23 protein-coding genes and 5 pseudogenes are annotated in these 21,518 nt (G+C 62.9%); 14 read left to right on the top strand and 14 right to left on the bottom strand.

Annotated elements, in window-relative coordinates:
- Positions 1 to 2 precede the first annotated feature (2 nt).
- Positions 3 to 227 (top strand): hypothetical protein, encoded by a 225-nt coding sequence (locus H9L15_RS13470; protein ID WP_187714416.1) that lies wholly within the window; start codon positions 3 to 5, stop codon positions 225 to 227.
- Between the two features lie 33 nt (positions 228 to 260).
- On the top strand, positions 261 to 1,862 hold the full coding sequence (locus tag H9L15_RS13465; RefSeq protein WP_187714415.1) for a sulfotransferase family protein: 1,602 nt from the start codon (positions 261 to 263) through the stop codon (positions 1,860 to 1,862).
- A 60-nt stretch (positions 1,863 to 1,922) separates the two neighbouring features.
- On the opposite strand, the gene H9L15_RS13460 is transcribed toward H9L15_RS13465, so the two are convergent.
- Positions 1,923 to 2,846 carry an outer membrane protein gene (locus tag H9L15_RS13460; RefSeq protein WP_187714414.1) on the bottom strand — a complete coding sequence of 308 codons (924 nt, stop codon included), beginning with the start codon at positions 2,844 to 2,846 and terminating at the stop codon, positions 1,923 to 1,925.
- Positions 2,847 to 3,247: 401 nt separating this feature from the next.
- Here H9L15_RS13460 and H9L15_RS13455 point away from each other — a divergent pair, with 401 nt between their 5' ends.
- The 4 genes from H9L15_RS13455 (at position 3,248) to H9L15_RS13445 (ending at position 5,246) form a co-directional block, all read left to right on the top strand.
- Positions 3,248 to 3,454, top strand: a complete 207-nt coding sequence (locus tag H9L15_RS13455; RefSeq protein ID WP_187714413.1) for a cold-shock protein — start codon at positions 3,248 to 3,250, stop codon at positions 3,452 to 3,454.
- An 87-nt stretch (positions 3,455 to 3,541) separates the two neighbouring features.
- On the top strand, positions 3,542 to 3,769 hold the full coding sequence (locus H9L15_RS13450; RefSeq protein WP_187714412.1) for a hypothetical protein: 228 nt from the start codon (positions 3,542 to 3,544) through the stop codon (positions 3,767 to 3,769).
- Positions 3,770 to 3,897: 128 nt separating this feature from the next.
- Complete coding sequence (locus H9L15_RS18025) at positions 3,898 to 4,209, top strand: amidohydrolase family protein (RefSeq protein ID WP_223276279.1); 312 nt, start codon at positions 3,898 to 3,900, stop codon at positions 4,207 to 4,209.
- Between the two features lie 11 nt (positions 4,210 to 4,220).
- Positions 4,221 to 5,246 (top strand): metal-dependent hydrolase family protein, encoded by a 1,026-nt coding sequence (locus H9L15_RS13445; RefSeq protein WP_223276277.1) that lies wholly within the window; start codon positions 4,221 to 4,223, stop codon positions 5,244 to 5,246.
- A 342-nt stretch (positions 5,247 to 5,588) separates the two neighbouring features.
- On the opposite strand, the pseudogene H9L15_RS13440 reads toward H9L15_RS13445, so the two are convergent.
- The 8 genes and pseudogenes from H9L15_RS13440 to H9L15_RS13405 form a co-directional block, all read right to left on the bottom strand.
- Positions 5,589 to 6,373 (bottom strand): annotated as a pseudogene (locus tag H9L15_RS13440) (sulfite exporter TauE/SafE family protein).
- Positions 6,373 to 6,755: pseudogene (locus H9L15_RS18020) on the bottom strand (DUF6691 family protein). The pseudogenes H9L15_RS13440 and H9L15_RS18020 overlap by 1 nt, the downstream one beginning before the upstream one ends.
- Before the next feature lie 67 nt (positions 6,756 to 6,822).
- Positions 6,823 to 7,212 (bottom strand): YeeE/YedE family protein, encoded by a 390-nt coding sequence (locus H9L15_RS13430; RefSeq protein WP_223276276.1) that lies wholly within the window; start codon positions 7,210 to 7,212, stop codon positions 6,823 to 6,825.
- 40 nt (positions 7,213 to 7,252) lie between these two features.
- The gene (locus tag H9L15_RS13425; protein ID WP_187714410.1) at positions 7,253 to 8,260 is read right to left on the bottom strand and encodes an MBL fold metallo-hydrolase; all 1,008 of its coding nucleotides are present in this window, start codon (positions 8,258 to 8,260) and stop codon (positions 7,253 to 7,255) included.
- A complete protein-coding gene (locus H9L15_RS13420) occupies positions 8,208 to 8,606 on the bottom strand; it encodes an ArsR/SmtB family transcription factor (protein WP_187714409.1) in 399 nt (132 codons plus the stop codon). Before H9L15_RS13420 ends, H9L15_RS13425 begins: the two co-directional genes overlap by 53 nt.
- A 50-nt stretch (positions 8,607 to 8,656) precedes the next feature.
- Positions 8,657 to 10,958 (bottom strand): annotated as a pseudogene (locus H9L15_RS13415) (ATP-dependent helicase).
- A 694-nt stretch (positions 10,959 to 11,652) separates the two neighbouring features.
- Complete coding sequence (locus H9L15_RS13410) at positions 11,653 to 12,825, bottom strand: DUF1996 domain-containing protein (RefSeq protein WP_187714408.1); 1,173 nt, start codon at positions 12,823 to 12,825, stop codon at positions 11,653 to 11,655.
- Positions 12,826 to 12,894: 69 nt separating this feature from the next.
- Entirely contained in the window at positions 12,895 to 13,341 is a 447-nt protein-coding gene (locus tag H9L15_RS13405) for a VOC family protein (RefSeq protein WP_223276275.1), read from the bottom strand.
- Between the two features lie 174 nt (positions 13,342 to 13,515).
- Here H9L15_RS13405 and H9L15_RS20525 point away from each other — a divergent pair.
- Positions 13,516 to 13,746: pseudogene (locus H9L15_RS20525) on the top strand (PilZ domain-containing protein); the annotation flags it as partial.
- Positions 13,747 to 13,866: 120 nt separating this feature from the next.
- Here the strand turns inward: H9L15_RS20525 and H9L15_RS18010 are convergent.
- Entirely contained in the window at positions 13,867 to 14,304 is a 438-nt protein-coding gene (locus tag H9L15_RS18010; protein WP_223276732.1) for a hypothetical protein, read from the bottom strand.
- Positions 14,305 to 14,480: 176 nt separating this feature from the next.
- Here H9L15_RS18010 and H9L15_RS13395 point away from each other — a divergent pair, with 176 nt between their 5' ends.
- Positions 14,481 to 14,759 carry a hypothetical protein gene (locus H9L15_RS13395; RefSeq protein WP_187714406.1) on the top strand — a complete coding sequence of 93 codons (279 nt, stop codon included), beginning with the start codon at positions 14,481 to 14,483 and terminating at the stop codon, positions 14,757 to 14,759.
- A complete protein-coding gene (locus H9L15_RS13390; RefSeq protein ID WP_187714405.1) occupies positions 14,723 to 15,619 on the top strand; it encodes an alpha/beta fold hydrolase in 897 nt (298 codons plus the stop codon). The genes H9L15_RS13395 and H9L15_RS13390 overlap by 37 nt, the downstream gene beginning before the upstream one ends.
- On the opposite strand, the gene H9L15_RS13385 is transcribed toward H9L15_RS13390, so the two are convergent.
- Both H9L15_RS13385 and H9L15_RS13380 read right to left on the bottom strand, forming a co-directional pair.
- Positions 15,616 to 15,984 (bottom strand): cupredoxin domain-containing protein, encoded by a 369-nt coding sequence (locus tag H9L15_RS13385; protein WP_187714404.1) that lies wholly within the window; start codon positions 15,982 to 15,984, stop codon positions 15,616 to 15,618. The genes H9L15_RS13390 and H9L15_RS13385 overlap by 4 nt on opposite strands.
- 63 nt (positions 15,985 to 16,047) lie before the next feature.
- A complete protein-coding gene (locus H9L15_RS13380) occupies positions 16,048 to 16,770 on the bottom strand; it encodes a sterol desaturase family protein (protein WP_187714403.1) in 723 nt (240 codons plus the stop codon).
- A gap of 145 nt (positions 16,771 to 16,915) precedes the next feature.
- On the opposite strand from H9L15_RS13380, the gene H9L15_RS13375 reads away from it, so the two are divergent.
- The gene (locus H9L15_RS13375) at positions 16,916 to 17,581 is read left to right on the top strand and encodes a TetR/AcrR family transcriptional regulator (protein WP_223276274.1); all 666 of its coding nucleotides are present in this window, start codon (positions 16,916 to 16,918) and stop codon (positions 17,579 to 17,581) included.
- 54 nt (positions 17,582 to 17,635) lie between these two features.
- On the opposite strand, the gene H9L15_RS13370 is transcribed toward H9L15_RS13375, so the two are convergent.
- Entirely contained in the window at positions 17,636 to 18,091 is a 456-nt protein-coding gene (locus tag H9L15_RS13370) for a ferritin-like domain-containing protein (RefSeq protein WP_187714402.1), read from the bottom strand.
- Between the two features lie 228 nt (positions 18,092 to 18,319).
- Between H9L15_RS13370 and H9L15_RS20520 the strand changes: the two are divergent.
- The 4 genes and pseudogenes from H9L15_RS20520 to H9L15_RS13350 form a co-directional block, all read left to right on the top strand.
- Positions 18,320 to 18,505 (top strand): annotated as a pseudogene (locus H9L15_RS20520) (FAD-dependent oxidoreductase); the annotation flags it as partial.
- Positions 18,506 to 18,513: 8 nt separating this feature from the next.
- A complete protein-coding gene (locus tag H9L15_RS13360) occupies positions 18,514 to 19,374 on the top strand; it encodes a flavin monoamine oxidase family protein (RefSeq protein ID WP_187715916.1) in 861 nt (286 codons plus the stop codon).
- Positions 19,375 to 19,618: 244 nt separating this feature from the next.
- Positions 19,619 to 19,822: a hypothetical protein gene (locus H9L15_RS13355; RefSeq protein ID WP_187714401.1), complete on the top strand. Its 204-nt coding sequence runs from the start codon at positions 19,619 to 19,621 to the stop codon at positions 19,820 to 19,822.
- A 41-nt stretch (positions 19,823 to 19,863) separates the two neighbouring features.
- Positions 19,864 to 20,673 (top strand): TonB family protein, encoded by an 810-nt coding sequence (locus H9L15_RS13350; RefSeq protein WP_187714400.1) that lies wholly within the window; start codon positions 19,864 to 19,866, stop codon positions 20,671 to 20,673.
- On the opposite strand, the gene H9L15_RS13345 is transcribed toward H9L15_RS13350, so the two are convergent.
- On the bottom strand, positions 20,639 to 21,436 hold the full coding sequence (locus H9L15_RS13345; RefSeq protein WP_187714399.1) for a hypothetical protein: 798 nt from the start codon (positions 21,434 to 21,436) through the stop codon (positions 20,639 to 20,641). The two genes, H9L15_RS13350 and H9L15_RS13345, sit on opposite strands and share 35 nt — an antisense overlap.
- Positions 21,437 to 21,518: the final 82 nt, after the last annotated feature.

The raw sequence follows: 21,518 nt of genomic DNA, 5'->3' as shown, positions 1-21,518 counted from the left end.
GCTTGAGCGAAACGGTCCCGCAGAACTGCCGGGAACGTCAGATGCGCTGGTACAAGATGCCGGTAGAGGATCTTCCGGCCGAGGATTATCGCGAGCGGGCAGACCGCTTTCACCGCATGGCGGCGCGGCTCTCCAACCCGCAGATCGCGGCGAAGTTCGAGGCGATGGCAATCGACGCCGAAATCATTGCCGAACGAAAGGCGCGGGAAGCTTTCAGCCGAAGTTGACAGGCGGGTGCGGCGAGTATCCATTCCGGTGGTATGTTCGCCAATCCGCTGTCGCTTAGGGGCCGCTCCGCAAAGTCGAAGGTCGCGCTCAATTTCGCCGCGGCCGCTCTGCGCGCGGGCGATCGGGCCAAGGCGCAGATGCTGCTGCGCGACCGCTTGATCGAAGACCCGACTGACGCAGATGCTCTGACCGTCCTTGCGCAGATTGCCGCAGAGGATGCTCGCGTGGAGGATGCGACAGTTCTCCTGCGTCGCGCCGTGTCGGCCGACCCGTCGCCGGACAGGCGGTTGGCGTTGATCGAACACCTTCAGAAGCATGCCGGCGCCGCGCTCGCGCTAAAGGAGTTCGAAGAGCTTCCCGCCGACTTCCGCTCACGGATCGAAGTCAGCGGGATGGAGGCCCGGACGCTCGGCCTGCTCGGCATGCACGATGAGCAGATCGGGACTTACAAGCGCATGCTTCGCCAGCAGCCGAACCGAGCCGGGACTTGGATGAACCTCGCCAACGCGCTGAAGACAGCGGGGCGGACTGATGAAGCGGTGAAGGCCCTGAAGCGCGCAACCAAGATCGAGCCGACGATGGGCCAGGCGTATTGGACTCTCGCCAACTTCAAGTCCTATCGCTTTACCGCGCCTGACATTGCGCAGATGCACCAGGCGCTCGGCCGCAAGCTTACTCCCGACGAAGCGCTCCACATCCATTTCGCGCTCGGAAAAGCGTATGAAGACCAGCGCAACTTCGAATCTTCGTTCCGCCATTACCTTGCCGGGAACGTCATCCGCACCAGCCAGATCGATCCGGAGTCCGTGCCCATCGATGCACCGGTCGAGGATGCAATCGAGCACTGCACACCGGAGATCTTCGAACGGTTCCGCGGTGCCGGCTGTCCGGCGTCCGACCCGATTTTCGTATTCGGCCTACACCGGTCGGGATCGACGCTGATCGAACAGATCCTCGCCAGCCATCCACAGATCGAAGGGACGTCGGAGCTGCCGGTCCTGAATGCGCTAGCTTCGCGGCTGCGGCGGTCGACGGGGCAGACGGTGGGCGAGGCGATTGCCGCGCTCGACGCATCGGAGATCAAGGCGATCGGCGAGGAGTATGTGGAGCGGACACGGCCGTTCCGGCACACCGACAAGCCATTTTTCGTCGACAAGATGCCGGGCAACTGGATCAACGCAACCTTGATCCGACTTGCGCTTCCCAACGCGAAGATGATCGATGCGCGGCGCTTCCCGATGGCGTGCGGCTTTTCGAACTTCAAACAGAATTACGCGACCGGGGTGACCTTTTCCTACAGCCTGCGAGCGATCGGGGAGTTCTACTTCAATTACTGGCGCTTCATGCGGCATTTCGAGACGGTTCAGCCGGGAGCGATCCACCATGTCCTCAACGAACGGCTGATCGAGGAACCGGAGCCTGAAGTGCGGCGGATGCTGGATTACATCGGTGTCCCGTTCGATCCGGCCTGCATGGAGTTCCATTCCAACAGAAGGGCAGTGCGCACGCCGAGTGCAGAGCAGGTTCGGCGGCCCATCAACCGTGACGGCGTCGACGTCTGGCGGAACTACGAGCCCTGGTTAGGCGAGCTGAAGGATGCGCTCGGGCCAGCCCTCGAAAACTGGGACAGCTAGTCAAGAAAAAGGGCGGAGTGGTTTCCCACCCGCCCGATTTCATTTCACGCCTGACTAAAGTCAGCCGCGTTCCGGCGCCGGTGGCGGCGGAGGAGGCGGAGGCGGCGGAGCCGGGCAGGCCTCGGTCGCCAGGATCACCGATCCGTCCGGGCACGTCTGCGTCGCCGGCGGCGGCGGAGGCGGCGGAGGTGGCGGGGGTGGAGGCGGCGGCGGCGGTGCCGGCGACGCGAAGTTGTAGATCAGGCTCGCCAGCACGCTATGCGACTGGAACCTTCCTGCATCAAAGGCCGCGGCGCCCGCAAGGATCCCATTATCGAAGGTGTAGGCATCCTTCACCCTCGGTCCCTGGAAGTATCTATACTTCAGACCGAGGTCGATGTTGGGCGATATCGCATAGCGTATGCCCGCGATGGCTTGCCAGGCGAGGCCGCTGTCCTTGATCGATCCGGACGCCGCGTCGACGACCGTCGCCGGACTGGTCGCTGTCGTGCTGACCGCCAGCTTATATTTGACGGAGGCGTATCCAATACCGCCGCCCGCATAGAAGCTGAGGCCGTTCTCGTCGCCGAAATCGAGCAAGGCGTTGACCATGCCGGACAGAACCGTCGTCCGGCCGTCGGCGTCGATATCGTACGGTCCGTAGGTATACGTGCTGCCCTCGCTGCTGTCCGCAACCAGGGTCGCATTGTCGTAGCTGCCGTGCTTGGCCTTTTTCCAGCCCACTTCGCCTTCGAGGCGGAACATGCCGAAATCGTAACCCGCGATGAGGTCGAGATCGATGCCGGTCTTATAGTTCGTCTTGTAGTCGGCGATGAAGTCGTAGGAAAAGCCTTCGGAGGACGAGAAGTTGCCCGCGAACACGGCCGACTTGTCCTTCGGGAAGAGGGCGCCGCCCTCAACTCCGAAATAACCGCTGCCATCGCGAGCCGCGGCCGGTGAGGCAATTGCCGCCGCAGCAGCGGCAGCCAGTAGATATTTTCGCAACGTGCCCTCCTTCTGGTCATGGACGCGCGTGCCTGCGGCCCACCATTTGTTGGATGAACGCGACTTGCGGGCAAACCCCCGTTTGCGGATGACCGAACTGAACGGACCCGATGCATCGGCATTAACATCGTTTAGGTTACAGTACAAAGAAAAGTACGGAATCCCGCGATTTATGGCGGCATGAGCATCGATTATGACGCGGTAGCTGTGGGGCCCGCGAGCCGCGCACATCAGGCACGGATTGTCCGCAAGGTTACATTTGCCGTGAAAAGGCCTATCTAGCCCTCGCTATCAGTCGCAATCGAACGGTCTTCAGGCGCTTTGCGGCTCCTTATTCCTTCTATTCGCCTCTCCTAGCGGGAGAGGACCGATCGGCGGTCCTCCAGGAAGGAATGACACTCATGCCAATCGGCACCGTAAAGTTTTTCAACGACCAAAAGGGCTACGGCTTCATCGCCCCGGAAGACGGCGGCACGGACGCTTTCGTCCACATCACGGCAGTCGAGCGCGCGGGCCTGCGCACGCTGCAGAAGGACCAGCGCGTCAGCTACGAGCTGGAGCAGGACCGTCGCGGCAAGACCAGCGCGGTCAACCTTCAGTCCGCCTAAGTACGCATTTCCCTCCCGTCCTCGGGAGGACCTTCGGCCCGTTCCGCCACGCGCGGAGCGGGCTGCGGGAGCCCAGGAGTTTTGATCATGACCGTTGTTTCCCAACCGCATTCCAAGGAGCGGCAGGTCTACCTGCTCCGCGCCGAGCAGGCTCGTTCCGAAGCGGATGCCGCCACGCTGGACAATGTCCGCGACCGCTGCCTGCGCGCCGAAGCTGCCTGGATGCAGATGGCGGCCAGGGCCGAACGGTCCGAGCACATGCGTGCGCTGGAAGCCGCGGCAAAGGCGGAACGTAACTTGCAAAGCGCGGACTGAACCGCCTCGCAGCGTCCATTAAGCACATAGCCTACATTGTGGCAGCTTCGCGGAAGGGATAGCTCGGCGAAGCGGTTCGACAGTGCTCGCGACCCGCCAGTTCTCGTCTTTCCTTCGTGGAGATTGCGATGAACCTGCGAACGCCTCCATCAAGATGGATATCGTTCCTCGCGCCATTTGCGTTGGCGTTTCCATCAATCGCCAGCGCGCAAGGCACGCCACCGCTCGAGACCGAGGTCCTGTTCCGGAACGTCAGGGTGTTCGACGGCGTCGGGCCGAGCCTGTCGGGACCGACCAACGTCCTGGTTCGCGGCAATCACATCGCTTCGATTGGCCCCCAGGTCCGATCGACATCCGGTGCCAAGGTCATCGAAGGTCGCGGCCGCACGCTGATGCCGGGCCTGATCGACGTTCACGTCCACCTGACCTTCGGGCGCTGACCCAGCAGCAGATGGCCTCGCCCGATCTGACGCCCGAGAAAGTCGGCAAGGCCGCGGCCGCCAACGCGACCGGCACGCTGATGCGCGGCTTCACGTCGGTCAGGGACGTCGGCGGGCCGATTTTCGAGCTGAAGCAGGCGATCGACGCGGGCCGGGTCAGTGGTCCCCGGATCTGGCCATCGGGCCCGACCATTTCGCAGACCGCAGGGCATGGCGACTATCGCACCCCGGACGAGGGACCGCGCCGGTGGACAGGCAAGGCGTCGCGTGCCGAACTGATGGGCGCCGGCTACATCGCCGACGGGCGCGACGAGGTCCTTGCGGCAACCCGCGAGGCGCTGCGGTTCGGGGCGAGCCAGATCAAGGTCATGGCGGGCGGAGGGACGTCGTCCGACTACGACCCGGTGGACGTGACCCAATACACGCTGGACGAGATGAAGGCGGCCGTGGACGCCGCCGAGGACTGGGGCACGTACGTCACGGTTCACGCCTATACGTCGCGGGCGGTGCGGCGGGCGATCGAGGCGGGCGTCAAGTGCATTGAGCACGGACAGCTCCTCGACGAAGACACGCTCCGGCTGATGGCGGAGCGCGGCATCTGGTTGTCGAGCCAGAACCTGGTCGAAAGCACCGACGCGATGAGCCCGCAGCGGCGGGAGAAGCGCAAGCCCGTGATCGAGGGCCAGGCCCGGCTGTGGCCGATGGCCAAGCGGCTTGGCGTCAAGCTCGCCTGGGGCACGGACTTCCTGTTCGAGCCGGAGCTCAACGCGCAGCAGAACGCGTACATCCTGCGGTTGAAGCCGTGGTTCACGTCTGCGGAAATCCTGAAGATGGTGACGCACGACAATGCGGAGCTGCTGGCGCTGTCCGGCCTGCGCTCGCCCTATCAAGGCAAGCTCGGCGTGGTTCAGGAGGGCGCATTGGCCGACCTGCTGCTCGTCAACGGCAACCCGCTCGCCAACGTCGACCTGGTCGGGAACCCGGCCAACTTCTCCGTCATCATGAAGGACGGCAAGGTCTTCAAGGAAACGACCTGACGGCGCTTGTGCGTCCACGCCACGGGGCGCGACGGATATCCGCGCGCCGAGAGGGCGTCGGGCCGTTCGAAAGCCAGCGAGCGTCAGCTTTGCCAGAGGGAAGTTGACCAAATTGACCGTGCCGGGCGCGGGAGAAGCGGGCGCGAATGGTCCCAATGTTCGCACTGAGGGCAGTGCATTCGCGGTTTCGGCCAGCGCCCCGATGAAGGCGATCTGCCTTTCCGCCGTCCAGCCTTAATGGCGCGGGCATCGTCCGGAAGTGAAATTGACTGGTTCGTGAAAAACGGGCCCATGAACCATATTGGATCATAGAACTAAGGCTGTAGGACAGCCTTTTCCGATCTAGGAGAGAAATTGACCGGCCGTTTGCCAAAGCATGTAGGTGGCGACGGCGAAGATTAGGATTGCAAAGACGAGGGTTAGCGCGTCCCGCTTTGCGGAAAGATGGCGAGCTGCGCGCGTTCCGACGATGCCGCCTCCCAGCCCCCGGCGATAAAGGCCACGGCGAGTGGCCAGTCGACCAGCCCGGAAATGGCGTAGTTTCCGGCCGTCGTCAGGCCGAAGGAAGTTACACCGACCAACGACGAGCCGACCGCGTTGAGCATTGGCATGCCCGTTGCCGCGATCAAGCCAGGCACGATCAGGAAGCCGCCCCCTATTCCAAAGAATCCAGAGAAGAGCCCCGCTCCGAGCCCGTAAGCAACGAGTTTCGGAGCGTTTTCGCGTCCCAGCCGGACTCCGGCGTCGCCGGCATGACCTCGACGTTTGAGCATGAGGATGCCGACCGCGATCATGACCAGCGCGAACAGGAAGAGCAGCTTTTGGCCGTCGAAGTTCTTTCCGAGCGTTGACCCGGCCGCTGCGCCGGCAATTCCGGCGAGGGCGAAAACTGCAGCGCACCTCCATTTAACGTGGCCATGCCGGGCATGGCTCGCAAGTCCGGTGGCTGCATTGGCGGCGACGGCGAAAGCACTGGTGCCGATGGCCACGTGCGGATTGGAGACGCCGACTAGGTAAACCATGAGTGGAACGGCGAGGATCGAGCCGCCTCCGCCAACCAAGCCAAGCACGAAGCCGACGAGACCGCCTGAAAACGCGCCGAGAATGTACTGGGAGGTCTCCAGCATCAGGCGTCAGTCGGCGAATGCATCGGGCTCATTCGGCGCAGACCCGCAACGACGCGGTGCAGGAACATCCCGATGATCATTGCTGCAACGAACAGCCACGCCTGCCACATTCCGAAGGCGAGTCCGGCGATGGCCGGGCCGGGCAGAACCCGACCATTCCCCAGCCAATCCCGAACAAGACCGCTCCACCGATCAGCTGACTGTCAAGCTGACGGTTTTCCGGGATGAAGAAGCTGCGTCCGAAAATCGGTGCCCTCAATCGCCGTGAAACGACGTACCCGATGGCTGACGCAAGCACGGCCCCGATCATCACGAAGGCAAGGGTTGGATCCCAAGACCCGGCGAGGTCCAGAAACCCTAACACGCGAGACGGATTGATCATGTCCGATACCGCGAGGCCGGCACCAAACAGAATGCCGGACGCCAGGGCTGGAAGGACTGTGCGCAAGTCAGGCTCCCATCAAATGTCGAGTGACGAATACCGTGGCGGCCGCGGCTGCCATAAAGGCGAGGGTCGCGGCGATTGAGCGAAATGAAAGGCGGCCGATCCCGCAGACGCCGTGCCCGCTTGTGCATCCGTTCCCGAGGCGTGTGCCGAAACCGACGAGCAGTCCCGCAGCGATCAGCACCGGTACCGACGAGGTCACTTCAATCTGCGGCTGGCGGATCAACGTCGAAGCCACAATCGCTCCAACCGGAAGACCGATCACGAAAGCAGCAGCCAGTCGCCACGGCGGTCCTGCATCCGCGATCCGGACTACCGTAGCGAACATTCCACTAACACCGGCAATCCGGCCCGTGAGCAAAAGAAGCAGTGCAGCTGCAGCGCCGATCAGCAATCCGCCGAAGACGGCAAATGCAACGGGAGCGGTTCCAGCATTATAGCAGGTTGAGCGGCAGTTTGAGGTAGCGAGTGCCGTTCGATTCCGGCTCGGGCAAATGGCCGCCTCGCATGTTCACCTGCACCGAAGGCAGGATCAGGCGCGGCATGTCGAGCGTCGCATCACGCGCGGTGCGCATGGCCACGAAAGCGTCTTCGTCGACGCCTTCGTGGACGTGCACGTTGCTCGATCGCTCAGCGCGGACGGTCGTCTCCCAGGCGAATTCATCGCGGTTCGGGGCCTTATAGTCGTGGCACAGGAACAGGCGGGTTTCGTCCGGAAGTTCGAGTAGCCGGTGGATGGAGCGAAACAGCCGGTGTGCGTCGCCGCCGGGGAAGTCGGCTCGCGCGGTGCCGTAGTCGGGCATGAAGAGTGTGTCGCCAATGAAGGCAGCATCGCCGATCACGTAGGCCATATCGGCCGGCGTGTGCCCGGGAACATGGAGCGCGATTGCTGGGATTCCGCCGAGGCTGAACTTGTCTCCATCGGCGAAAAGCCTGTCGAACTGCGATCCGTCACGCGCGAATTCTGTGCCCTCGTTGAAGATCTTGCCGAACACTTCCTGAACGCTGCGGATGTCCTCGCCGATCGCGAGGGCTCCTCCCAGCTTCTGCTGAAGATAAGGCGCCGCCGACAGGTGATCGGCATGAGCGTGGGTCTCCAGCAGCCATTCGACGGTCAGGCCCTCCGCCTTGACGTAATCGATGATCCGGTCAGCGCTTTCGAAGGATGTGCGTCCTGCTGCCTCGTCGAAATCCATCACGCTATCGACGATGGCTGCCGCCTTCGTCGCAGGATCGTGCACGATGTGGGTCGCAGTGAAAGTCGGCTCGTCGAAGAAGGTGCGAACGACGGGCGATGGATGTCGCTCTGGAGCGCTTGTTCGACCTGAGTTTCCGCACGTCCGAAGTGAACGGCCGCGTCGTTGCGCTGGATCAGATTCGCTGGAACGTTCATGGGCGGGTTCCTTTTGGGCCCATCTGCCGTGCTGGCTGCTTGTCCGCATTAGGTGATTTCCACGAAGGGTCGCCACCTTCCTTCGAGCAAAACATCTTATGAAGCAGGATCAGCACCTGAGCCGCACGTTCGTCACCGACCCTGTAGAAAAGAGTTTGGGCCTCGCGTCGGAACGCGACCAAGCCTTGGTCCCGAAGCTTTGCCAAATGCTGCGAGAGTGCGGACTGGCTTAGGCCAATTCGCGACGTAAGGTCGCCGACCGATATCTCTTCCTCAGCAATGAGATGGCAGAGGATTAGCAGCCGATTCTCGTTGGCGAGCATCTTCAGTAGCGCCGCGGCCTTGGCCGCATTAGCGGTCATTTCGGAAGGGGATATGGCGACTACTTTATCCATTAGCAGTCACTAATTTAGTGATTGTTCATATACAATCATGTGTGTCTAATTCAGCCTGCGCTGACGAACGAATCCAACACCTTCTTCAACCCGCATGCTCGAACTCGATCTCGAGCTTGTTGCCTTCCTGCGCGACGATCTTGCCGTAGCCGAACTTGCCGTGGAACACGCGCTGGCCGAGCTCCAGGTCGGTGCGGCCCTGGTTGCCTAAGGATACCGCCGAGGCCTTCGCCTCGATCACGCGGGCCGGGTCGCGGTTGAAGCGGCCGCCCTGGCTTGCTCGCTGCCAGCCGGGGCCTCGCGTCGACGCCCGCATCGACTGGGCGGGGCCGAGGTGGGCGAAGGGGTCGGCGCGCTCGCTCCATTGCGCTCGCCACAGGCTCTCGCCGCCGGACATGGTCGTTTCCGTCTCGATGTGCTCGTCGGGAAGCTCGCCGACGAAGCGGCTGGGGAGTGAGCTGGTCCACTGGCCGTAGATGCGGCGGTTGGCGGCGTGCATGACCGTCGCCTTTTTCCGCGCGCGGGTGATGGCGACGTAAGCGAGGCGGCGCTCCTCCTCGAGGCTGGCGAGGCCGCCTTCATCGAGCGCGCGCTGCGACGGGAAGATGCCTTCCTCCCAGCCGGGCAGATAGACGACGTCGAACTCCAGCCCCTTGGCGGCGTGGATGGTCATGATGGTGACCTTCTCGCCCTGCCGGTTCTCGTCATTGTCCATGACGAGGCTGACATGCTCGAGGAAGGCGGGGAGGGTCTCGTACTCCTCCATCGCGCGCGTGAGCTCGGCAAGGTTTTCGAGGCGGCCGGCGCTTTCCGCGCTGCGGTCGGCCTGGAGCATGGCGGTGTAGCCGCTTTCGTCGAGCATGATGCGGGCGAGCTCGGCATGAGGTAGCTCGTTCGACATCTGCTTCCAGCGGTGGATGTCGGCGACGAAGCGGCCGAGGCTGGAGCGGGCGCGGGCCTGAAGCTCGTCGGTGTCGAGCAGCCGCGCGGCGGAGATGAGCAGGGGCTCCTGAGTCGCGCGCGCGTGCGCGTGGATGGTGGCCAACGCCTTGTCGCCGAGGCCACGCTTGGGCTGGTTGACGATGCGCTCGAACGCGAGGTCATCGGCGGGCTGGTGGATGAGGCGGAGGTAGGCGAGGGCGTCGCGGATCTCGGCGCGCTCGTAGAAGCGGAAGCCGCCGATGATCTGGTAGGGCAGGCCGATCGCGATGAAGCGCTCTTCGAACTCGCGGGTCTGGAATTGGGCGCGGACGAGGATGGCGACGTCGTCGAGGCTGAGCCCGCGGCGCTGGAAGCCCTCGACGTCCTCACCGATGCGGCGCGCTTCCTCCGGGCCGTCCCAGATGCCGACGACCTTGACCTTTTCGCCGTCACCCTTGTCCGTCCAGAGCGTCTTGCCGAGGCGGCCGGAATTGTTGGCGATGAGGCCGTCGGCGGCGGCGAGGATGTGGGAGGTGGAGCGGTAGTTCTGTTCGAGGCGGACGATCTTCGCGCCGGGGAAGTCCTTTTCGAAGCGGAGGATGTTGGCGACTTCGGCCCGCGCCAGGAATAGATCGACTGGTCGTCGTCGCCGACGCAGCACAGGTTGCGCCGCGGCTCGGCGAGGAGCCTCAGCCAGGCATACTGCGACTGGTTGGTGTCCTGATATTCGTCGACGAGGATGTAGCGGAAGCGATCGCGGTAGCTTTCCAGCACGTCGGGGTGCGTGCGGAAGATGGTCAGCATGTGCAGCAGCAGGTCGCCGAAGTCGCAGGCGTTCAATGTGCGCAGGCGGTCCTGGTAGGCGGCGTAAAGCTCGCGCCCGCGCCCGGGGCCGAATGCCTCCGCTTCGCCGAGGTCGACTTCCTTCGGGGTCCAGCCGCGGTTCTTCCAGCGGTCGATGAGGCCGGCGAGCTGGCGCGCGGGCCAGCGCTTCTCGTCGAGATTGGCGGCGCTGATCAGCTGCTTGAGGACGCGGAGCTGGTCGTCGGTGTCGAGGATGGTGAAGTTGGATTGGAGGCCGACGAGCTCGGCATGGCTGCGGAGCATGCGCGCGGCGACCGAGTGGAAGGTGCCGAGCCAGGGCATGCCCTCGATCGCTCCGCCGCTGATCTTGGCGATGCGCTCCTTCATCTCGCGCGCGGCCTTGTTGGTGAAGGTGACCGCGAGGATCTGGCTGGGCCACGCCTTGCGGGTCGCGATCAGGTTGGCGAGGCGGGCGGTGAGGGCGGAGGTCTTGCCCGTGCCGGCGCCGGCGAGGACCAGCACCGGGCCCTCGGTCGTGAGCACGGCCTCCCGCTGCGGCGGGTTGAGGCCGGCGAGCCAGGGGCTTCGCGACTCGGATCGGGCGAGTCGGGCAGGTTGGACGGCGATTCAGGCACGGACCTGAGGTAGGTTAGGGGGAACGGAACGGCAACTTTTTCGGACGACTCGAAAGAGTCACGAAACGTTCTAACCTTTGTTACCGATATCCCCGTTATCCACAGGCTTGAGCACGTATTTTTCGCTTCCCCGACTCGGCGGCGAGGTGCATTGTTCAAGGGTGATCGGGACGGAAGTCCCGCCTCACCGGAGCGCCGGCAACGGCAGGAAGGAGCGGCGAGTGACGGAAGGACCGATCTCCGCCGACAGGCAATGTGAAACTCCTCGGAGGATCGCGGGGCCAGTCGGGAAGAGGCGCCGGAAGAGTTGATCTTCCTCTAGCGCGACGCGGTTCGGAAGACTTCGGTCGGAAGAGCAAAGCGAGACGCAAGAGTGGTCGACCCAAGAAGGGCCGCGGAACATCGGATTGTTTTGGTTTTCGGACCAGGCGACGATAGTTGAAAGACAAGCGAACCCTCGGGTGGCGCAGTCCAGTAGATGGTCGAGGCTCCTCTCACGAGGGAGCGATTTGATGGGAAGCGACGCCTGAGCTGGTGAACTTGGATTTCTGGATCGGATCTCTCGGGATCTGGACTTGAAAACCGGTAGATCCTTCGCTCGGCGCAGTGGGGGCTGGCAGCAATGCCGGCCCCCATTTCTGTTTGGGGTTTGCGATCACGCTGAGCCGGCTGGCTCCCTCAGATGACTAGTGCTCGTGCGCCATCGCCATCTGGTGATTGGGGATCGACGACAGTGGGACAAGGTGGGGGTCTTCGTCGCCGCGGGCCCAGGCGTCGATGATCTGCAACCCGTTCCCCATGTCGCCGCCCGAGCAGTTGAGCATCCGCTCGATGCAGCCGTCCGGGCCTTCCCACATCGCGTGCGCGTCCGGGTCCCAGGCCATGAAGAAGTCAGCGTGGAACGAGGCGCCCGCTTCCTTGCCGACCATCGCGTCCGATGAAAGGGACCACAGGCGAATGTCGTCGCCGGGCAAGATCTTGTAGGCCGAGCTCAGCTGGAAATCGGCGATCACGTAGGGATGCTTGTTGTCGCAGCGCGGTTGTCCGGAGCCCATGTCCCGCTGTGCGTAAGAGACGTGCGTGCGATGGTTGGGGCTGTCGAGGTTCTGTCCGTCCCAGCAGGTCGGGGAATGTCCTCGCGACCAGATTTCCATGCCGACCTGGCAGATGCCGGAATCGGCCAGCTTCTTAAGGGTCGGAAAGGCGCGCTGCTGCACCGGCTCGCCCTTGTGCACGCAGATCCAGTCGAACGAGCCGGTTGGAGCGGATTTCGTCAGCATGTCGTACCCGAAGATGAACTTGAGACCGTTGGGCAACGGCACGCACTTGCCCTGGTATGCCCAGTGCTTGCGGTCCCAGCAGACTGGATCACTGCTTGGCCGGCGCTTGTAGTAGATGGTGGTGTAGATCGGGCGGACCGCATTGCCCTTGCCGTCGAGCATCGCGGGTTGCCAGTAGCCCGAACGGTTCACCGCTCCACCGCAGGTGCTGTTCCCCTTCGTGCGAAGCGAACGGTAGGTCGAATAAGCGTCCGCATCGAGATTGCCGAAGAACTGGTGCAGGTGCGATTTGCCGGGCTGGCCCGGATAAACGATCGGGTCGTCGTAGAGCAGGTGGCCGGGGTTGCACTGAAAGCGGAAGGCTCCGACCACGTCGGGCGCGGCGGACGGCGGAATCTTGCCTTCGCCCCACGACTTCTGAAGCATCGTCGACAGGACGAACTCGCTCTTGATCGGAATCTCGCCGGTAAGCGGGTTGTGGGCTGCGGCCGCGGGGGCCTGCGTTTGCGCGACAGCGGCGGGACCTGCGGTGAATGCTGCCACAAGGACGATCAGCGCGGAGATGAACAGGCGACGCATGCGGAGACTCTTACATGGAAGGGCCGAACAAGAACATGAACCGATCCTGCTGTGCCGCGAGACGGGAAATCAGCTTCCAACCCACTGCACCAACTCAAGCGTAATTCCCTCCGGACCCTCGAAGAGCCGCAGCTTCCGGCTGATGTAGTCCAGCTCTTCACTCAGCATGGTGACGCCATTGGCCTCGAGGTGCTTTGCTGCAGCGCCCAGATCGTCGACCCGAAGCGCGAGATGGTTGAAACCCCGTTCCCGAAGATTTGTCGGATGCAGGCCGGGATCGGTCCCTGGCGTCGGCGTGAATTCGAGTAGCTGAATCTCGAACCGTGGGTTCGCACCTTCGAGCGCGAGCGTGATGTGCTGCGCCTTCATCTCCGGCATGCCCATGTAGTGCGCGGGAGCGCCGCCATCGATCGTCAGCACATGCTCCTCCCGAAAGCCGAGAAGGGCGAAGAAGGCGATGGCCGGGCCCGCGTCGGCCACTGCGATGGTCACGTGATCGACATTGAGAAACATCATGTGCCTTTCTCGATCCTACGAACATTGAACAATAGCCAGCGGTCGCTGCCTTTCCAGCCGCCCCGAGAGATACTGCGCCGCCCGCAGGCGTCCGTTAATCACGTCCGGGAACAAAGGCTTAGGTTAATCGGCCCAAACGGGCGGTTCGAGTGGGGGCCCAGGTAAGGGCCGAGTATGAGTATTTTTGGAAAGAGTTTCGGTGGCGGTCGTCGGGCCGCGCCGAGGACGGATGCGCCGCTGATCGCGGTAATCACGACCCTCACGGAATCGCATTCCGTGTTGGTCGTTGACGTGTCCTCCACGGGTGCCCGGCTGAGCGGACAACTGCTTCCCAAGATGGGCGCAGACCTGGTCGTCACAATCGCAGAAGTAAGGGCTTTCGGCACGGTCGCCTGGTCGGAGCATGGCGAGTGCGGAGTGACGTTCGACGTTCCGCTTTCGAATGGGGACGTGGAGCGTCTGAAGCTACGAGTGTCGACCGCTCGCGGCCTGCCCCTGAAATCAGGGCCGCGTTCGACAATTGGGTCATGGGTTGCTGACGCTGAGATTCCTGCGAGTGCCCTTATTTGGCGCGCTCGTAGGGGACGAAGTCGCCGAGGATGCAGGCGCCGACAGTGGAGCCGGTGGGCATGTCGACGACGAGCAGCCGCTCTCCGCGGCATACCCGCAGGCGATTGCCCTCCCGTCCCAGAGTTCGAAGTCCGGATAGATCCGAGCAGCCCTGACCGGCCTGCAAGTCGTTGCGCCAGATGCGGGGCCGTCGCGAAACAGCAGCGTGCCGTCGTCGATCCCGATCGGGCTTCGTGTCTTGTCCGGCGCGATGCAGCGCATCGGCTTGCCGGCCACGCGCCCGGCCAGCCAGGAATCCAGCTTCGCCTGCGTTTCCGGCGTTCGCTGAGACCCATCGGACGACGTCGCCCCGATCAACATGATTGCGCCAAGCGCCAGCAAGACTCTGCGCATCGCCGATCCCCCAGTCAGTTTCGCTGACTATTGCCAGATCGAGAAAACACGCAAGCGAGGCGGCCTTTCAGCCTAGTGGTTTCTACGGATGTTTCTGTTACGCAATTCGCCTCCGGCCGTCGGCGAGCCGGACGGGTTGTAGCGTTGCGTCTCGCCGCATGGCAGCAGGAGGCAGAATGCGCGCTGTACGGACGATCTCCACCTTCCTGATCCCGGCATTGATGTTGAGCGCCGCATCTCCTGCGTTGGCGCAGGGGCGCGCCGGCACGCTGATCAGCGCCGAGCCAATCGTGGAAACGCCGGGCGGGATGCAGGCGTGGAAGGTCCGCTATTGGACCCTGCTCGGCGATGGCCGGCCGGTGCAGGCGACGGGATCGTCGCTGCGCCGCGCGAGGCCATTCCAGCACAGCCGCGAAACGTGCTGGCCTGGACCCACGGGACCTGGGGCGTGGTAACGAAGTGCGCGCCGTCCCTGAGCCCCAATTTCTGGAATGCGACTCCCGGGCTTGAAGCAGTCCGGAGCGGTTATGTCGTCGTCGCGCCCGACTATCCCGGGCTCGGCTCGGACGGCGTCCATCCGTTCCTGGTTGGGGTTGATACAGGCCGCTCGGTGCTGGATGCGGTGCGGGCGGCGCGGTCCATTCCGGGCGCTGCGGCCGGGAGCCGTTACGCGGTGTGGGGTGAATCCCAGGGCGGTCATGCGGCACTGTGGACCGGTCAGATTTCGGCCCGTTACGCGCCCGAGCTGCAGCTCGTTGGAGTGGCCGCCGCCGCTCCGCCCACGGATCTCGTGCAGAACCTGCGGCAGAGCGCGAATAAATCGGTTCGGACCTTCTTCACCGCGTACATCGGCTACACTTGGAACCAGCGTTACCACGCTTCACTGGCGCCGTTCGGCGGTGCACAGTCTCAGCGCATCCTGAAGCGGCTGGCGCAGAACAATTGCATCGAGCTCAACTCCAAGCCGAAGCTTGGGACGATTCTGGGCGTCGCTACCTTGCAGAGCCGATGGAAGACTTTGGATTTGGGTCGCATTGAGCCCTGGGCCTCGCTCGCTCATCGCAACAGTCCGACCACGCACGATTTCGGAGTGCCTTTGCTGATCGCGCAAAACCCAAAGGACGATCTGGTAGCGCCGGCCGTCACGCTCGCACATTCGAAGGCACTGTGCCGGTCCGGCGCCCGCCTGAAATACATCACGATCAGCGGGCCGGGTCATGCAACCAGCGCCAAGGACAGCGCAACGGAAACGCTTAGCTGGATTCAGGACCGCTTCGCCGGCCGGCCCGCGCCGAGCGACTGCCGTCGCCTCTAACGTACGACAATCGTCGTGTGCATCCCGAAGGTCGAGTGGAACGGGTGTCCGCAGTGAACCTTGTACTCGCCGGCGGAAGGTACGAGCGTGACCGTCTTCGTCTCGCCGCCCTTGAGGTCGACTTCGCCCTGTTTCACGTCGCCCGAGACGATCTTCGAATGGGCGAAGAAATCGGGTGCGGTAAAGTCGTGGCCTTTGCCGGCCGTGTTGACGAACTTGAGGGTCACTTCCTGACCGGCTGCCAAGGCAATCGGGCCGGGCTTGTAGCCGTAGCTGTAGAGCGAGATGGTCTGCACTGGCGGCGCGGCGATCGCGGCTGGAGCGACGATCATGAGAGCGGGGACTAGCAACAGGAGACGGCGCATCGGCGAAACTCCTTCCGGGGTTCACGCTCTTACCACATGTTCCTGAACGCCGGACGACTGAGATCAGGCGATCAGCTTGCCCCGAAGCAGGTCGCCGACGCGCTTCGAACCGCCGTCGTAGAAGCCGCACTCGCCGGTGAATTCCTTCGGGTTGTGGAACGTGCCGAAGATCATGTCCCACATCGGCAGGTCCGAATAATTCCGTGCGTGGACGCCGCGTTCGTGGTGCGCCGAATGACTTTCCGGGCGCTGGATGATGTAGCCGAGCCAGTGCGGCGTACGGACGTTCAGGTGCTGGAACATGCCGTAGAACGTCGCGATCACGTTGATGGCAATGGCTGCTTCCGCGCTGACCCCAAATCCGAGAACCAGAGCGAGGCTCCCAAGGAAGGCCCAGCCGATCGAATCAAATGGGTGGAAATAGAGCGCACCCCAGATGTCCACGCGCTCCGGGCTGTGATGCATCTGGTGGAACCAGCGCCACAGGAACGTCACGTTGTGCATAGTCCGGTGCCAGACGTAGATGCCGAGCTCCAGCAGGAGGAATCCTCCGACGATCTGGAGCCACAGGGGCAGGGTATCCGCGGCAAAGAGGCGGTGCTCGCCGAGCCATCCGTCCCAGAACAATGGCGCGTAAGTCGCAAGCGCGAAATAGAGGAGGGTGAAGGCCGTGCCCTGCAGCCGCCAATGGGCAACCGGCGGGAACTTGCGCCCGGCGAGCAACAGCTCGAGCGCGGCAAAACCGACGAAGAACCCCAGCGCAATGTAGTGGTACAGTCCGATCATCGTCTTCCCCGATCCTGGTTGTGGGACGGATTTACCCAATTGGTCTATACCATCTCTAGCAGGAGCACGGTCTCTAGGGCGTGCCTTCTTGCAAAAACACAGAGATTCAGTGACTTGTAGTGAGTCTCGCGGGGACAACGCGCTCATGGTCGACAAGCTGATGGAGAAAACTGGACCTGCGGTACAGTTGGAGTCGAGCGCGCAGACCAAGGGCGAGCGCACGCGAGAGAAGATCCTCGACGTCGCGTACGATGCCATCGTCCAGAAGGGGTTCGCGGCGACATCGATCGAGGAATTGGTCGAGGCGGCGGGCATTACGAAAAGCGGCTTCTTCTACCATTTCCGCGACAAGAACGACATGGCGCGGCAGCTGTTCGACCGCTTCCTTTCCGAAGACGAGAAGATCATCGAGACGCTGGAGGGACGGGCGCGCGAACTGTCGGACGATCCGCTGCAGGCCTTTCTCATCTTCCTCAATCTCTACGCCCAGATGATGGACGACATGGAGACGCTGCACCCTGGCTGCATGGTGGCCAGTGTCACCTATCAGGAGCGGCTGTTCGACGCCGAGGTGATCCAGATGAACACGTCCTACCTGCTGCGAATGCGCGGCCGATTTTCGGGCTGGCTGAACGAGATCGCGGCGGTGCATCCGGCAAAGGTGGAGGTCGACCTTGAAGGCCTCGCCGATACGCTAACGACGACGGTCGAAGGGGCGATTATCCTGTCGAAGGCGCTTGCCGATCCTGGTTTGATGGGACGCCAGACGCGGCTGTTCCGCAACCACGTGAAGCTGTTGTTCGGCGCATGAAGAAACGGCGGCGCCCGAAGACGCCGCCGCATATTCGCTAAACTGAGTCGAGGGTCAGGCGCCCGCTTCCATGCCGTGCTTGAGCTGGCTGATCTGGTCATGCCCGCGGCGGACCGTCTGGTAGGATTGCTCGACGGTCGCGCGACTGTCGCCGGTGAGGTCGCCGCTTTCGAGGGCGGTTTCGAACTTCTCCTTCAGATAGTCTTCTCCGCGCTCGACCTCGTTGACGATCGCTTTTTCGTCGCGTCCGGTGATGGCCGCCTTCAGGTCCTCGAAACGCTGGTGAGCCTTGCCGAGGAATGAGCCCGACTCTTCCGGATCGCCGCCGAGCCGGCGCACTTCCTCGCGCAGGCTGCTGACGACTTCCTGGCGTTCGTCGGCGTTGCGGCGGAAGATCTCCCGCAGTCGCTCGCTGTCGACGTTCTGGGCGGAATCCTCGTAACCCGTGATGCTATCGATTGTGGTGGCAATGAGCGTGTTGAGAGTGCTGATCTGGTCCTTGTTTTCCATCCGGAAGCTCCACTGTCCTTGGGTTAAGTTGTTGGAAGAACGCGCGAACAGCCGAGGCGATGCGTGGGCCGGCGGATAAATGAGGCATCGACCGCAAATCCTTGGCATCCTGCCGAACAGCTGGGGGATGGAGCGAGTCGAAACAGGGGGCAGACGAATGGCGATCAGTCGGCGTGAAGTGCTTATGCGTGTCGGCACGGTGGGCGGAGCGGGGCGGCGCTCGCAGCGATGCAGATGCTCGGATTGTCGATGCCGTCGGCTGCGTCAGCGGCGGATTTCGCGTTGCCCAAGGCCTCGGGAAACGGGCGTTCGGTCGTCATCCTGGGCGCGGGGATCGCCGGGCTGGTCTCGGCCTATGAGCTTCAGCAGGCCGGCTATCAAGTCACCGTTCTCGAGGCGCGCGACCGTGTCGGCGGGCGCGCCTGGACGATCCGCGGCAACGACCCGCTGATCCAGATCGACCGGCCGGCGCAGCGGGCGAACTTTTCGGAGGGCTGTATTTCAACGCGGGACCGGCGCGCATCCCTTCGTGGCACCACGCGATCCTCGGCTATGCCCGCCGCTTCAACGTCCCGATGGAGACCTTCGTCAACAGCCACATGGCGACCGGCTGGGACTTTGGCGGGAAAGTCCGTCCGGGCCGGCAGATGGTCAATGACATGCAGGGCCGCATCGCCGAGCTGCTGGCCAAGGCGATCGACCAGAACGCGCTGAACGCCGCCATGCCCAAGGAAGAGCTCGGCCAGTTTCGCCAGTTCCTGCGGTTCTACGGCGGCCTCAACGAGAAGGGCGTTCTGGTTGCCCAGCCAAGCTCCGGCTATTCCGAATGGCCGGGTGGCTACACTCAGGCAGGAAAGGCGCTGGACCCGCTGACGATCAGGGAAATGCTGCCGAACCGCGGGGCTGCGTTTCCCCAAATCTTCCAGGCGATCATCGATATGCAGCCGACCATGTTGCAGCCGGTCGGAGGCATGGATCGCATATCCTACGGGATCTACGAGCAGGTGAAGCCGAGCGTCCGCCTCAACACCCCGGTCAACGCGATCCGCCGGGTCGGCGACCGGGTGCGGATCGAACATGCGGGCGGAGTGACCGAAGCCGACTTCGCGATTGTCACGCTGCCGGCCAACATCCTGGAGCGAGTGCCAAACGACTTTTCACCCGCCAAGAAGGCTGCGTTGAAGAAGGTCAACATTTTGCGAAGCGCAAAGGTTGCGTTCGAGTCGCCTCGCTTCTGGGAGGCCGACGGAGTCTATGGGGCCTCGCCTGGACGGACAAGCTGAACGAGAATGTCCTTTATCCCAGCAGCGGTCATCACTCGGCGCGGGGAGTCATCGTCGGCGCCTATGTCGCGGGCTGGACGCACGACAATACGCCCGACGCTTTCGTGAAACTCCCTATCGCCGACCAGATTCGGGTCAGCCGGGAGTCGATCGAAGCGCTTCACCCCGGCAAGTCCCAACTGCTGGAAAGCCCATTGGCCGTGAACTGGGGCCAGGTGCCTTATTCGGAAGGTGTCGGAGCGCTGTGGGCGGCGGTCTCGGCGATGAGGGGCCGCGCGGGAGCGAATACACCGAACTGCTGAAGCCGGAGGGACCGATCGTCTTCGCCGGCGAGCATTTGTCGTATCTCGGCCTGTGGCAGGAGGGTTCCGCTTTGTCGGCGCAACATGCGCTGAAGCTAGTGCAATCGATGGCGTCCGAGAGGGCTGGCAAGGCTGCCGCGGCCTAGCGTATTGCCGTTTCGCTCGGTGATGTTGGGGAGATCAGCTGATGATTATCCGCGTCTTGCTCGTGGCATCGGTGGCGTTCGCCGGGGTTTCCCAGTCGGCCTTTGCTGCTCCGCCAATTGGTGCCTGGAAAGTGGAAGCCTCGGATTTGCGTTGCCTCGTAACCCGACAGTACGGCGATCCCAAGAAGCCGATTACGCTGGCTCTGAAGGCTGCGCCGACAGAAAGCACTTATCAGCTAGCGATCCTTCGTTCGGGATACCGCAAAGGGCAATTGCAATCTGATGCGACGCTGACCTTTGATGGGCAGAGTTTCACCGAAAGTTCGCTTAGCTATCCCACGAGTGGCAACAAGCGCGTCACCCACCTTATCAATCTTGGCACAGCGCAATCCTCTGCGGCCCGAACGGCGAAATCTGTGAAAATCGCGATTCAGGAAGGGCTCAATGACGAATTCGATCTCGGGCCCCTGCCCCAACCCGTTCTCACCGAGCTGAACGGATGCGTGGATCGGCTACAGGATCGTTGGAACATTGGGGATGAACGCCAAGCGAAACTCCGCGCTGGAGCGACAGGCAATCTCCAGAGGACCGCCGTAGTGTCAGGCGACGATTATCCTCTGACTTCACAAAGGCTGAATCAGCAGGGCTCGATACGCGTTCTCATTTTGGTGGATGAAACGGGAATGCCGAAGGATTGCTCTGTGCTTCAGACCAGCGGAAGTGCTTTGCTCGACTCGCGAACGTGTGGCGTGATCATGGAACGCGCGACGTTCTCGCCGGCCATCGACCAGTCGGGCAAGCCAGCCAAAAGCTCGTTTACCCAACGCATGTCATGGCGATTGGAAGGCTAGGTCTAGCGGCGGGACTAACCCCCAACCCCGGCAACCGCGCTGCGATCGGCGCCCAGGTGCCGCTGACGATCAGCGCAACAGCGGCGAGCGTCGCCAGCGCGTAGGTACCGAACGCGACCTTTGTCGCGGGATGCGTTTTGCCGAGCGTGCGCTTGTCCCAAATGAACAGGGGCAGGAAGAAGGCTAGGGTCACGATCATCTGAACCGCGAAGAGGGCCTTGACCGGTGGGGCTAGCGGAATTCGGCCGAAGCTGGGACCGAGCACGACGACCATCGCCGCGCCGAGCATAAGACGCTTGTGCCATTGCGCTTCGCGACGGCGTTTCCAGCCCTGCCAGACGAGGAATGCGAAAGCAGGCATCGCGAGGAGGGGGAGCGCTGTCCAGTCGAGCGGCGTGGTGAAGGGCGGGACGTTATTGCGGACCACCTGCCACACGCCTGTCAGATACATGACCGGGATCATGGCGATGGCGAGGAACATCGATGCCGCGCCAAGCTTCATGTGAATGTCGCGGCGGCCAGCGGCGACGAGCTGCGTCTGGGTGACGAAGACCAGCATCCAGAGCGTGAACAGCAATCCGTGGAAAATAACCCAGGGCGGAAGGGTCGGGTTGGGGCGCGGGTATTCGGGGACGATTCCGCGCAGGTAGAAGCTAGGCGCGAAGCCAACGAAAACCAGCGCGGTCAGGAACAGCGCCATCCGCGTGTAAAAACGGCGCTCGCGGGATTGAAGATCGGCGGCCGACGAAGCAACAGTAGCCATTGCACTTCCCCCAAAGATCATGGCTGATTGGGAGCACAGTCCTAACGATAATCCCTTGGGCGCGCCATGCTGCACGTTTACA

The sequence above is a fragment of the Sphingomonas daechungensis genome, from assembly GCF_014489495.1.
Taxonomy (GTDB): domain Bacteria; phylum Pseudomonadota; class Alphaproteobacteria; order Sphingomonadales; family Sphingomonadaceae; genus Sphingomicrobium; species Sphingomicrobium daechungense.
Note: the sequence above shows the minus strand (reverse complement) of the source record. Positions and strands in the feature narration are given on the sequence as shown.